Origin of the sequence: Vibrio sp. 10N.239.312.C11 (genome assembly GCF_041466065.1) — a bacterium.
GTDB lineage: Bacteria > Pseudomonadota > Gammaproteobacteria > Enterobacterales > Vibrionaceae > Vibrio > Vibrio tasmaniensis_A.
Genome location: NZ_JBFSRZ010000023.1, coordinates 63,592 through 76,756, shown reverse-complemented (window position 1 = coordinate 76,756; position 13,165 = coordinate 63,592). Strand labels below are relative to the sequence as shown.

Below are 13,165 nucleotides of genomic sequence, written 5' to 3'. Positions count from 1 at the left end.
AGGTGGGTCAATTTTAAATCGACGTTAGTGGGTCATTTTTACATCGGCGCTGACAATGATTTTTTTGAGACAATAACGAGCAGCCTGAACACTCACGTGTTAGGTATGATTTACAGTTAGTTTGAGCAATTTCATTCTGCTCATCTTGAATGAAAATCGTACTTGGTAGCTCTTCTACGATACTTTTCAACCATTCCTTTTCTAATTCAGCTGATTCTGCAAGTTGTTGTGTCACGCGCATTTTTAATTTCAGATTGGCGACTGCAAAATAGATCAACGTGCCCATAAAAAAAATGAACGACGAAAGACCACCAGCGATGATGTAGACATCATGCTTATCAAATCCATTCACGACCTTAAACTGGCGATACCCGTGCTTTAATTTTTTCACTTCATTGTTATCAATAGTATTGAGTATGCTGTTGATTAACGCTTGTAGTAACAAATTGTTCTTCTTCATGGCAAAAACGAGGTCAAGCTCAATCGCATGATCTGGGTCGAGCAAGAATTCATCAGTTGTGTCTTGTATAACTAATGACTGAATAATGTCCTGTGGTAGGTACGCAATTTCAATCTTGTTATTGGCTAAATCTTTCAGAAGATCTTGCACGTCGTCATATGGAACGACCTCACCCTTCGCAACCATTTTTATATATGAAAACTTTTTAGAGCTTGAGTTAGTTAATACCCCAGATTTTACATTCTTATTTGAGGGTTCAAATATCCGAGCGATGATCCCAGGGTTCTTAATCACAGGCCAATAAACTTGGGTAAAGAAAGGCTCGGAGGTGATGTATTTTTCGTTATCAATACCAATACCTTTCACCATTGGCACCACTTCAACATGGCCTCTCTCTAGCATCTGCCATGTGGTGTAATGATCTGATTGTTTGAGCGAAAACTGTAAACCTGATCGCGCTTGTAATAACTCCATAAAATCATGGAAGTAACCATCAACTTCATCTTTGGAGTTTTTAAAAGACAGCGGATATAGGTCAAACTGCATTGAATATTCAATATCAGCGTCACTCTTTCGAGCTTGCTTATACGCGCGAGCTAATTGCTCACTCAAGTGGTATGGGTTTAATGAGCGAATAGAAGGTTGATTTAAACCTTTCCTTTCTTTTTGAAGCACCTTATCTATCAGAGCAAGAAGCTGAGTTTGATTTTGATTGCCAATAGCATGAAGCGCGTCTGTCTCTAACCAATCAGGTGTTTTAACCGCACCTCGAATAACATCATGATCATTGAGATAAGAATTGATAGAGACAAAATTGGCAGCAATAGCATCTACCACTCCACTATTTACTAATGCGATAGCTTGGTCAAAATGCTGGACAAAGAAAATATTGGGGATTTTTTTCTCTTCAAGAATCCCACAATAAACAGAGCCTTCGACACAGCTCCAACTCAGCAGTTTAGGGGAGATAAATTGCGCTTTTTTGTTACGGTGCCAGGTTGCTGCGCTGCCATTGTAAAAAGGTTCTGAGAATAGGAATACATTGCTCCTTTCATCGGTGTATCTGATGCCTAAAGCAATATCTACACTGCCTGTTTCAACCGCATCCAACAAAGAATCAACCGATGGGTATGGCTGGTATTCAAGCTCAAAACCTAGTATTTGAGCAATGTTCTGCATGTAATCATTGTTAATACCAAAAGAAGTACCCGATTCATAAGTTGTGGCGTGTGGCGCCCACGCATGCGAAAGCAACCCGACAGAGATGACTCGGTGCTCTGCTATAAACTCACGTTCCTGAGCACTAAGTGACAAATTTTCTGTTTGTGAATAGGATGAAAAAGAGACAAAAATAAGGGATGCTAAAAGAATTAACGTACGCATAAAAATACCAAACTTAACTAAGGAAGTTAGATTACCGTCCAGCTAAATCAAGTCAATTGGGATACTTTAAGCCATCATAATTAAGCTGTTGATTAATATATATTTTTATTAATTTTGTAGGAAACCTCCCACAATCAAACCATCCTCCTCCTACAAATACCAAGCCACTAATAGCTCAATTTTTTACATTAGAAACTACAACTCTTTCAGCTTTCCTAGTTACTTATCTCCTCTAACCTCTAGTTCCGACATTTCAAAACACATAAACAAAAAAAGCCCCAGTCTCTCGACTGGGGCTTTGATCTTTTCCCGATAGATAAGTATCGTGCTAGCGAAAACCTATCTCAAACTAATGCTTACTTATTATGCGTTAGCTTTTTCTTTTTTAGCTTTTGGTGCTGCTTTTTCTTCAGCTGGCTTTTGGTCAGCTTTCTTCAAAATTACAGTCGTACCTTCAAAAGTTTCACCTTCAACGTATGCTTTACCGAAGTAAGACGTTGTTAGAACTTCTTTAAGCTCAGTGATTAGAGGGTAACGTGGGTTAGCACCTGTACACTGGTCATCGAACGCTTCAACAGCTAGCTCGTCTAGTTTAGCGATGAAGTCAGACTCGTTAACACCCGCAGCCTGGATAGACAGTGGGATGTCTAGGTCAACTTTAAGCTCTTCTAACCAAGTCAGTAGACGTTCAATCTTCTGAGCAGTACGGTCACCAGCTTGGCTTAGGCCTAGGTGGTCAGCAACTTCAGCATAACGACGACGTGCTTGTGGGCGGTCGTACTGAGAGAATGCAGTCTGCTTAGTTGGGTTATCGTTCGCGTTGTAACGTACAACGTTTGAGATAAGTAGTGCGTTTGCAAGACCGTGTGGTAGGTGGAACTCAGCACCAATTTTGTGAGCCATTGAGTGACATACACCTAGGAATGCGTTCGCAAAGGCAATACCAGCAATCGTTGCAGCGTTGTGTACTTTCTCACGAGCGATTGGGTCTGCTGAACCGTTTTTGTAACTTGATGGTAGGTATTCTTTAAGCATCTTAAGAGCTTGTAGAGCTTGACCATCTGAGTATTCGTTCGCAAGAACTGATACGTAAGCTTCAAGAGCGTGAGTTACTGCATCGTAACCACCGAACGCTGTCAGAGACTTAGGCATGTTCATTACTAGGTTAGCATCAACAACAGCCATGTTTGGCGTGATTTCGTAATCCGCTAGCGGGTACTTAGCACCTGTTTTGTCGTCAGTAACAACCGCGAATGGCGTAACTTCTGAACCCGTACCTGAAGTAGTAGTGATACATACTAGCTCAGCTTTTTTACCCATTTTAGGGAACTTGTAGATACGTTTACGGATATCCATAAAGCGCATTGCTAGTTCTTCGAAGTGAGTTTCTGGGTGCTCGTACATAACCCACATGATCTTAGCAGCATCCATTGGAGAACCGCCACCTAGAGCAAGGATTACGTCAGGTTGGAAGCTCTTCATTGCTTCAGCGCCTTTCTCAACAACAGACAGTGTTGGATCCGCTTCTACATCGAAGAATACTTGAACTTCAATACCTTGCGCTTTCAGAATTTGTACTACATCGTCTGCGTAACCGTTGTTGAATAGGAAACGGTCCGTTACTAGGAATGCGCGTTTCTTACCTTCTAGGTCGCTCATAGCGATTGGAAGGCTGCCACGACGGAAGTAGATAGACTTAGGTAGTTTGTGCCACAACATATTTTCAGCTCGCTTCGCTACAGTTTTCTTGTTGATAAGGTGCTTAGGACCTACGTTCTCAGAGATAGAGTTACCACCCCATGAACCACAACCAAGAGTTAGAGAAGGTGCAACGTTAAAGTTGTACAGGTCACCGATACCACCGTGAGTAGTCGGGATGTTGATTAGGATACGAGCCGTCTTCATCTTGTCACCGAAGTAACGGATGCGATCTGCGTTTACGTCTTGGTTAGTGTAAAGACCAGATGTGTGACCGATACCACCGATTTCAACCATAGTTACTGCTTGAGCAACAGCGTCTTCGAAATCGTCTGCGCGGAATAGACCTAGAGTTGGAGACAGTTTCTCGTGAGCAAATTCGTCATCGTAAGAAACTTTACCAAGGCCTTCACCTACAAGTACTTTTGTATCAGCAGGAACTTTAACACCCGCCATTTCAGCGATTGCTGGAGCAGGTTGACCTACGATTTTAGCGTTTAGGTTGCCGTCGATAAGAAGAACTTTACGTACTTTATCTGCGTCAGCTTTAGATAAAACGTGAGCTTTGTGAGAAGCAAAACGCTCTTTAACTTCGTCATATACTTCGCTAACTACGATTGCAGCTTGCTCAGAAGCACATACAACACCGTTATCGAATGTTTTAGACATAAGGATAGATGCTACTGCACGTTTGATGTCAGCTGTTTCATCGATAACTACAGGAACGTTACCAGCACCAACACCGATAGCAGGCTTACCAGAAGAGTATGCTGCTTTAACCATGCCTGGACCACCAGTAGCAAGGATAAGTGCGATACCGTCGTGCTTCATCAGCGCGTTAGAAAGCTCTACAGATGGTTGGTCGATCCAACCGATGATGTCTTTTGGTGCACCCGCTGCTACAGCTGCGTCTAGAACAAGCTTCGCTGCGTCATTAGTTGAGTTCTTTGCACGTGGGTGTGGCGAGAAGATGATGCCGTTACGTGTTTTAAGAGAGATTAGAGATTTGAAGATTGCTGTAGAAGTTGGGTTCGTTGTTGGAACGATACCACAGATGATACCTACAGGCTCAGCGATAGTCATTGTGCCTAGGCTTTCATCTTCATCAAGAATGCCACATGTTTTTTCGTCTTTGTATTTGTTGTAGATAAATTCAGATGCAAAGTGGTTTTTGATAACCTTATCTTCAACAATACCCATTCCAGATTCAGCAACTGCTTGTTGTGCAAGTGGGATACGAGCGTGGTTAGCAGCAAGAGAAGCTGCGCGGAAGATTGCGTCTACTTTCTCTTGAGAGAATGTTGCAAACTCTTCTTGTGCTGCTTTAACGCGTGCTACTAGAGCATCAAGTTCCGCTAAGTTAGTTACAGGCATGGTGGATCTCCTAAAATAATAAATATTAAAAACTTTTTATTAATTTCGCTGCTTGCTTTTAACCTCAAACAACAACGTTCTTAGTAAATTGCTTTCAGGACTGAGTATATTATTTCACAGTGTGAAAAAAATTGACCCAGATCAGTTACCCAAAAAGAATTAACCAAAAAGTAGTAAGGCAATCGCAAAAACATGCTTAAGATGATGATTTATATAGATTAAAATCACATTTTTCGTTAGTTCAAAAAACAAGCAAACAGACAAACTTTTTCTACATAGAGTCATAAACTGTAAAAAAGTTTCATTTTTAGTCAGTTAAATTACATGTATACAGCCATATTCGTGCTACTGAGAGTATATCCATACCGTTGCACGGGCTAGATTTTGACATAATTTTTATTAAATTCGTGCGGCAGTTAACAGTTACTCGATAATAAATTACAAAATGAAACACTAACAACCAACTCGCAACACCGCCAATACAAAAGTGATATTCAATTAGTTTTTCTAAAAATAATCCCCTATTTCAGGTTAGTTTTTTTCATTCGTGCAAATCCGATTTGTCCCTTACATTACGCGCTCAGACTATTCACCGAATCAAACCTTCAACCTTAAAATTCGCTAACTGGAGATCGCTCTCATGCAAGGCTTAGAACTCGCAATTTTTATGCAATTCTTCCTTGGGCTTGTTGCTGCCGTAAACCCAATCGGCATCATGCCTGTTTTTGTTTCCCTTACTGCACATATGCCGCCAGAAGAGAGGAACAGGACCGCATTACAAGCCAACATTGCTGTTGCCGTTATCCTGATTGTGTCGCTTGTCGCGGGGCAAATGCTGCTTGATATGTTTAGCATCTCGCTGGATTCATTTCGTGTTGCAGGTGGTTTGCTATTACTGAGCATCGCATTTTCGATGATGAGCGGTAAGCTCGGTGAAGATAAGCAGAATAAACAAGAGAAATCTGAATACATCAGCAAGGAGCAAATCGGTGTTGTTCCTTTGGCGATGCCGTTAATGGCGGGCCCAGGTGCAATCAGCTCGACCATTGTTTACGGATCTCGTTACCCTGCTGCTATTGATACGGTCGGCATCGGTATTAGTATCATTGCGTTTGCAACCTGCTCTTGGCTTTTGTTCCGTTCAGCACCAGTTATCGTTCGCTTTTTAGGTCAAACGGGTATCAACGTGATCACTCGTATCATGGGCTTGATTCTTGGTGCATTGGGCATCGAGTTCATCGCCAATGGCCTACGTAATTTGTTCCCAGGTTTGGCATAACGTTTAACGACATTTCGGTTGCTCTATAAAGGGCAACAATATTGAAATATAGATGAGGCGAGTAAAGCAATTGGGCTTTCACTCGCCTCGTTATTATGAAGCTTGTATAATGACTGTTAATGCATTTAACAAAAGATGAATCTCTCCTTATGTCACGCAAGCCACTCAAGCATCATTTGTACGTCATTATCTTTGGTACTCACACGCCAGCCGGACGTGCATTTGATATTTCTCTGATCGTTGCAATCTTGGCTTCGCTATTGGTTCTGATCTTAGAGTCCATCCCTAATGTCATGACCGAATGGTCACAGCAGCTGCGTTATATTGAATACACTTTTACTGCTCTCTTCACTCTTGAGTATTTGTTAAGGCTCTATTGTTCTCCGAAACCAAAATCTTATGCCACCAGCTTTTATGGTGTCGTGGACCTATTGGCGATTCTTCCGACCTACTTAGCGATCATCTTCCCAGGCGCTTCATTTATGGGTGTGGTAAGGCTGCTGCGTGTGATGCGTATCTTCCGAATCCTAAAACTGGTTCGCTACCTGCAAGATTCAAACATTCTGTTACGTTCACTGTTAATGGCAAGACGAAAGATACTGATCTTTTTCAGCACAGTTGGCATCTTAGTTGTTATCTTCGGCGCGCTTATCTTTGTTATTGAAGGGCCAGAAAATGGCTTTACAAGTATTCCCCACAGTATTTATTGGGCAATCGTAACCATTACGACGGTTGGCTACGGTGACATGATCCCTCAAACCGCGTTAGGGAAAGCGATCGCTTCTCTGACCATGCTATTGGGTTACTCTATTTTAGCGGTACCGACAGGGATTATTACTGCAGAGCTCAGCAATGAGATGAACTCGCACAAAGAGTTGGTAAAGTGTCCTAACTGTAACCGCGCCGGCCATGATTCGGATGCTATGTATTGCAAACACTGTGCGAGTGAATTGGCAGACCCCGACAAGCGTGTCGTTACAGAAGAGAAATAAAAGCAGACTCGAGATGCGAAGAGATTTAAGGGCAGTTTCGAGGGCCGAATAACGAGATATCAATAAACTAAAAAGGGTTGACGTTTATCGTCAACCCTTTCGGTTTATCAGCTAATAGAATTTAAGCAATCTTGCCGATTACGCTTTCTCAGCAAGAATAATGCGTAAAGTACGGCGTAGTGGTTCTGCAGCACCCCAAAGTAGTTGGTCACCTACCGTGAACGCATTCAGGAAATCGTTACCCATCGACATCTTACGCAGACGACCGACTGGTACAGACATTGTGCCTGTTACTTTCGCTGGTGTTAGCTCCTGCGCAGTGATGTCTCGGTCATTAGGAATCACTTTAACCCAATCATTGTGCGTCGCGATGATCTCTTCGATCTCGTCCATAGGCACATCTTGCTTAAGCTTAATCGTTAGTGCTTGAGCGTGACAACGCATTGCACCGATTCGAACACAAGTACCATCGATAGGAATTGGCTGACCATCTAGGCCAAGAATCTTGTTCGCTTCAACGCCGGCTTTCCACTCTTCTTTGCTTTGACCGTTTTCACGCTTCACATCGATCCAAGGAATCAGTGAGCCCGCAAGCGGAGCACCGAACTGATCGGTTGGAAATGAAGATGAACGAATGGTATCAGCGACTTTCTTATCGATATCTAGAATTGAACTTGAAGGGTTCGCTAACTCAGAACTTACGCTGTCGTTGATCACACCCATTTGTGAGATCAGTTCACGCATGTTCTTAGCGCCCGCACCTGAAGCGGCTTGGTAAGTCATGGCACTCATCCACTCAACCATACCTTTCTCGTATAGACCACCCAAAGCCATAAGCATTAAGCTCACAGTACAGTTACCGCCTACGAAAGTGTTAGTCCCGCCGTGGATGCCTTGTTGGATTTGAGCCAAGTTAACAGGATCAAGAGTGATGATTGAATCCGCGTCCATACGTAAGGTAGAAGCCGCATCAATCCAGTAGCCTTTCCAACCTGCTTGACGCAGTGCTGGGTATACTTTTGAGGTGTAATCTCCGCCTTGACAGGTAATCACCGCATCAAGCTGTTTTAGGCTATCAATATCAAAAGCGTCTTGAAGTAGACCCGCATCTTTACCACCCAAAACAGGGGCAGGAATACCAATCTGAGACGTACTGTAATAAACAGGTTCAATCAAGTCGAAATCTTTCTCTTCAACCATACGTTGCATCAATACAGAACCAACCATACCGCGCCAACCAACTAGACCTACTCTCATCGCTCACTCTCCATGTATAAATTAAAAATTGCTCTCCCCCATCTATAAGTTTTTCAGAAACAGAACTCAAGTGCTTTTTGTCAAAAAGTGTAACTTTTTCGTTTCTTTTAAGTGAACGCAATGAATCGTGCAGTTATCCCTGTATCGACATTTAATATCCACCTCATTGATAAAACGCCCATTATCCTCAAATTCAAACATTTGCATCGCCAAAGCAGCTTAATCCTACTCGCGTCACAAACAGTAAATCCCTCTTTTTAATCAATACTATCTAGAATAATACTTCACAAAACGAAAACAACGTGCGACAAGTTTCAACATGTAACAACCATGAACTTAACAATATTTCAGATAATGAAACCATAATTGACTGCGTTAACAGTCAAATATCACAACTTGGACGTATTTTTTCGATATAATAAACTAATTACTGTAGTGTCCGTTTTGCACCACACACCAAAACGAAGCACTATAAATGCTCGAAATCACAAGAGGCTTTTATGAAGCAGAGTAAAACTCGCCTACCGAACCTATTGCAGGTATTCATCGCGTTAGGACTATTTCTATCCCTTGCTTTTTCCTTTACTGCAAAACTTGACCTTCCAATTCAACTTGCCTTGTATATTGGCTGGTTCATTATCATGGTTCTCGGTATTCGCCTTGGCCACGAATACAAAGACTTAGAAAAAGCGGCACTCAAAGGAATATCCAATGGCTTAGGCGCGGTTTTAATACTTTTAGCCGTTGGCGCTCTTGTTGGTACTTGGATCTCAGGCGGGATCGTACCTACTATCATTTACTATGGTCTGAAAGCTATCCACCCTTCTATCTTCCTTTTAGCGACCATGATTATCTGTTCTCTAACCGCATTGGCAACTGGTACTTCTTGGGGCGCTGCGGGTACAGCAGGTATCGCGATGATGGGTATTGGCCAAGGCCTAGGTGTTCCAGCACCGATTACTGCAGGTGCAGTGCTGTCAGGTTGTTACTTCGGCGACAAGATGTCTCCACTTTCTGATTCAGTGATTCTGGCTTCTTCAATGTCTGGTGTTGAAGTGGTTGAGCACATCAAGGGCATGCTGCCAGTTGCGTTAATCAGCTACGTGATTACTGGTATCATGTTTACTGCGTTTGGTTTTCACTACGCAGGTAACGTTGACATGAGCCAAGTAGATTCTGTCATTAAAGCAATGGAAGTTCAGTTCTACATCACGCCTTACTCATTTGTCCCAGTACTGATCGTGCTTGGTCTGTTGGCTTTCCGCATGCCTTCATTCCCGGTAATCAGCTTCGGTTCTCTGCTAGGTATTATCTGGGCAGTCATGATCCAAGATATCGATTTCCTAACGGCATTCAATACTGCTTGGGCACCGTTCTCTATCTCCTCTGGCGTAGAGTTTATTGACTCGATTCTTAACCGTGGCGGCATGTCTTCAATGCTTGGTTCGGTAGCGGTAATTGTGTTTGGTTTAGGTTTTGGTGGCTTACTGGATAAAGTGGGCGTATTAGAGACGATTGCTAAGGTGTTCGAGCGCCGAGTAAATAGCGCAGGCTCTCTAGCAACAAGCACGATCGGCACGGCCTTCATGGGTAACGTATTCGGTTCTGCAATGTACGTATCGTTAATCCTAACGCCAAAAATCTGTGCGAAAAACTACGACCGATTAGGTTACCAACGTAAAAATCTATCTCGTAACGCTGAGTTCGGTGGCACGTTAACTTCAGGCATGGTTCCTTGGAGTGACAACGGCATCTACATGGCGAGTATTCTTGGTGTCGCAACGCTCTCTTATGCTCCGTTCATGTGGTTGAGCTTCATCTGTATCCTCGTGACTATCGTAACGTCTTACATGGGTTGGTTCGTTGATAAATGTGAACCAACAGCACCAGCGCTTGAAACTGAAGAAGCCGCTGAACTGAGCAAGCAACAAGCTTAAGCTAAGGCTTTAGTGCGTAAGCACAAAAATGTTGATGATATAAATGCCAAAAGAGCGCTCTAGAGCGCTCTTTTTTGATCTACTTAATTACTGAATTTATTTGCTAGCGGTTCGTTTACCCAACCAATAACCGATGCCTAACGGTGCAAAGAACACCACCAAGATAAACAGGATGAAGTAAATAATCACACCTTTGATCAAGTCCATCAGTTTATCAATAGCGAGTACCACCACCTCTTGAGAGACGCGATCAAGATCTTGTGTAAACAGTTCCCTTTCAGAAGTCACAATGCCTGCAATTTCAATACGCTCTTTCGCAATCATCGCGACCAGAGCTTCTCTCTCTCGTGTCACCATTTTTTCTAAGGCTACACGTTCTTCAGTGAGCATCGCCAATTTTTGATCTGTCTTATCACTTAGGTCGTTGAGCAGAGGCTGCATTTCTGTCGACATAATAGAAGCCAATGTTTGCATGTACTCAGGGTTATTCTCAATGAAGTCCTGCATGCTTGCTGATGTTTGACGAAGGCTTTCCAGCGTCATAGATAGGTCTTCACCCGTTAGCGAGCTATTCATCGCCACCAACTCAGCTTTCCACGTCATCAATTTCGGTGTTTGGTCAGCCATTAGGCTTAAACGGTCTGATGCATCGCCCATCGCCTCCGGCATGGTACCTAGGCTTTGAACGATTTGAGATTCGTCTTTACCAAGGTAACTTAGCCATTCACGGTAAGCGGGTGTGCTTCTGAAGGTAAGATCTTTAAAAGGATTACTCGCGGCAAACTCTTCGACGAACGCTTTGCTGTTCTTGAAATCACTCGAGCTCAATACACCCTTTGCTAGCTTCTCAGCTTCTTGGTCAAGAGAACGAGCAGTCTCTACCGCATTATCCGTCACGAACAGATCCGCGCCATCGCCTTGGCTATAAAACTGATTCATTTGTGTTGTGAAACCCCATGAGTCAATTAATGCTGACATTGGGGAAGTTTGGTACGCCGCTTGTTGTAAGCCCTGCTCAGCATGGATCTTCCAAAGCAACACATAAGATTGATGTAAGGTGTCATCAGCAGGGTAAGATTGCGCAATGAGATCGGCCGAGTCTTCTACTCGTGTAAAAAAAATCTTGGCGTATTCACGCGTCATGATCCGAGCCTGTAACTCTTGCTGAGTAAGAGGCGTCGTTTGACTGTCTAGCTTAACTTCCAAGAGAGAACAACCACTTAGCACAATGCTAAGCACCAACACGATCCAATTTCGACTCGAAACTCGTGACATATAAACCTCTGACAAAGACTAAGGGCGCGGATTGTATGAGCGCTTCGTCAGAGTATTGTCAAAAAACCTGTAAAAGTTAACGTTGGGTATTTAAATAGTCATGAGCAGAATCTACAGAGGCTTTTATCGCTAGCTCTAGTTCAGCTAAATCGTGCTCACTGATGGCTCTGGACTGCTTCATTGTCATTTCAATAGTCGCTGCAATGATCGCTAGCCGAGACGCTTTGATGCTGCCAGCCACACCTTTTAAGCTGTGCACAATGCGAGCAGCAGAGGTTTCATCCTTAGTGAGCAGAGATTTGAATCTGGTATAGTCATCTGCGTGATCTTCGACAAAGACCCCTAGCAACAATTCAACAGACTCGGTATCGCCATCAAGAGTCTCTAGCATCTCTTCAATATCAATCGCTGGCTTTGAATCCGTCACACTGGCAATGTGCTTCTCTGGCTCTTGCACTTGTTCTGGTGTCCGCTGAGTTGGGGGTTGCTGAATAGAGTTTTGCTGAACCGGAACATGTGGAATAGGTTCTTGCAAAATCGGTTCTTGTGAAATAGCTTGCGGGCTTGTCTTGCAAGCACTCTGCTGAGGTTGAGCCTCTTCCTGACTTGAATCGATGACTGGTTCCGGTCTGAGTTCTTGGTCTACTTCTTTCATCGATTTTTGGGACCTAACACTCCACAACACTAACGCAATCATTGCCACTAAGCTTAAACCTAGCATGATCAATAATAGGTTGTATTGACGTTCATGGAACTCAGCTTCAAGTTTAATGATCTGTTCGTTTACTGAATTCTTCTTAATTTTATCGACTAAATAATTGAGCTGAGCGTAATCACTCAGCAATGCTGAAGCATCTGCCAGTAATAGTTGGAGTGCATCTTGCTCTTCGGATTTTAATGAATAAGATTTTTCAAGAATAGAATCAAAGGCGCGATAAGTTGCTGATGAACTTTGGTTATCGGAATACATCGCTTCAAAAACGACGACACCAAATTCGTTGAGTAGCGGCTTTAACTTAGGGGAAAGCTCAGTATCTGTGCGCAACACTTTGATGTTATCGACAATATCTTGCACCTGACTTTCTATCGGAATGAATTCATCAAATTTTTCTAAAAATTGATCGGCAACGTAAAGCAGTTGGTTCACATCAGGACGAAACAAGGCGTGTTGGAAATCAGATTCAATCTGCAGTCGGATCGAATAAACCAACTGAGCATCGAGTGCCAAATCATTAATACGAGAGACTCGCAGCGGCTCAGAGAAATAAAGCGATTGCCTCAGTTCATTAACGCGAATACCGAGTTCTTCAATTTGAGCGAGTGAGTGAGAGTAAGAACGGCTTAGATTAAGGAGAGCCAGTGAAGGAAGTAGCCACAGAGCCAAGAGTGCAACCAAAAAAGTGGCTGGTCTTTTAAAGCGATTGGGCTTTGCTACTGATTGTTCCATCGATATTCCTTGTTCATGCGAACTCTAAACCATTATGTTGCTAAACATAAACAAGCGACAACA

6 protein-coding genes and 3 pseudogenes are annotated in these 13,165 nt (G+C 43.0%); 3 read left to right on the top strand and 6 right to left on the bottom strand.

Translation table 11 applies throughout. The features are described 5' to 3' along the window. Positions 1-13: 13 nt before the first annotated feature. Together AB6D07_RS12040 and adhE are read right to left on the bottom strand one after the other, a co-directional pair. Entirely contained in the window at positions 14-1,774 is a 1,761-nt protein-coding gene (locus AB6D07_RS12040; RefSeq protein WP_372140720.1) for a transporter substrate-binding domain-containing protein, read from the bottom strand. A 432-nt stretch (positions 1,775-2,206) separates the two neighbouring features. Further along, on the bottom strand, positions 2,207-4,915 hold the full coding sequence (adhE, locus tag AB6D07_RS12035) for a bifunctional acetaldehyde-CoA/alcohol dehydrogenase (RefSeq protein ID WP_017098217.1): 2,709 nt from the start codon (positions 4,913-4,915) through the stop codon (positions 2,207-2,209). 640 nt (positions 4,916-5,555) lie between these two features. Between adhE and AB6D07_RS12030 the strand changes: the two genes are divergently transcribed. Then, positions 5,556-6,194 carry a YchE family NAAT transporter gene (locus tag AB6D07_RS12030; RefSeq protein WP_004734056.1) on the top strand — a complete coding sequence of 213 codons (639 nt, stop codon included), beginning with the start codon at positions 5,556-5,558 and terminating at the stop codon, positions 6,192-6,194. Positions 6,195-6,343: 149 nt separating this feature from the next. Then, positions 6,344-7,186 carry an ion transporter gene (locus tag AB6D07_RS12025; RefSeq protein WP_032500845.1) on the top strand — a complete coding sequence of 281 codons (843 nt, stop codon included), beginning with the start codon at positions 6,344-6,346 and terminating at the stop codon, positions 7,184-7,186. A gap of 138 nt (positions 7,187-7,324) precedes the next feature. On the opposite strand, the gene asd is transcribed toward AB6D07_RS12025, so the two are convergent. Beyond that, a complete protein-coding gene (asd, locus tag AB6D07_RS12020; protein WP_012603520.1) occupies positions 7,325-8,443 on the bottom strand; it encodes an aspartate-semialdehyde dehydrogenase in 1,119 nt (372 codons plus the stop codon). 479 nt (positions 8,444-8,922) lie between these two features. On the opposite strand from asd, the pseudogene nhaC reads away from it, so the two are divergent. Further along, a pseudogene (nhaC, locus tag AB6D07_RS12015) lies at positions 8,923-10,380 on the top strand (Na+/H+ antiporter NhaC); the annotation flags it as partial. Between the two features lie 96 nt (positions 10,381-10,476). Here nhaC and AB6D07_RS12010 read toward each other — a convergent pair. The 3 genes and pseudogenes from AB6D07_RS12010 to AB6D07_RS12000 all read right to left on the bottom strand — a co-directional run. Next, on the bottom strand, positions 10,477-11,655 hold the full coding sequence (locus tag AB6D07_RS12010) for a hypothetical protein (protein WP_017104054.1): 1,179 nt from the start codon (positions 11,653-11,655) through the stop codon (positions 10,477-10,479). A 76-nt stretch (positions 11,656-11,731) separates the two neighbouring features. Beyond that, positions 11,732-12,103 (bottom strand): annotated as a pseudogene (locus AB6D07_RS12005) (Hpt domain-containing protein); the annotation flags it as partial. Between the two features lie 212 nt (positions 12,104-12,315). Beyond that, positions 12,316-13,102, bottom strand: a pseudogene (locus AB6D07_RS12000) (Hpt domain-containing protein); the annotation flags it as partial. Positions 13,103-13,165: the final 63 nt, after the last annotated feature.

What these genes read in the sequence shown, in the direction of transcription:
- adhE (WP_017098217.1), bottom strand. Translation starts at nt 4,915, where the DNA reads ATGCCTGTAACTAACTTAGCGGAACTTGATGCTCTAGTAGCACGCGTT.
- AB6D07_RS12030 (WP_004734056.1), top strand. Translation starts at nt 5,556, where the DNA reads ATGCAAGGCTTAGAACTCGCAATTTTTATGCAATTCTTCCTTGGGCTT.
- AB6D07_RS12025 (WP_032500845.1), top strand. Translation starts at nt 6,344, where the DNA reads ATGTCACGCAAGCCACTCAAGCATCATTTGTACGTCATTATCTTTGGT.
- asd (WP_012603520.1), bottom strand. Translation starts at nt 8,443, where the DNA reads ATGAGAGTAGGTCTAGTTGGTTGGCGCGGTATGGTTGGTTCTGTATTG.
- AB6D07_RS12010 (WP_017104054.1), bottom strand. Translation starts at nt 11,655, where the DNA reads ATGTCACGAGTTTCGAGTCGAAATTGGATCGTGTTGGTGCTTAGCATT.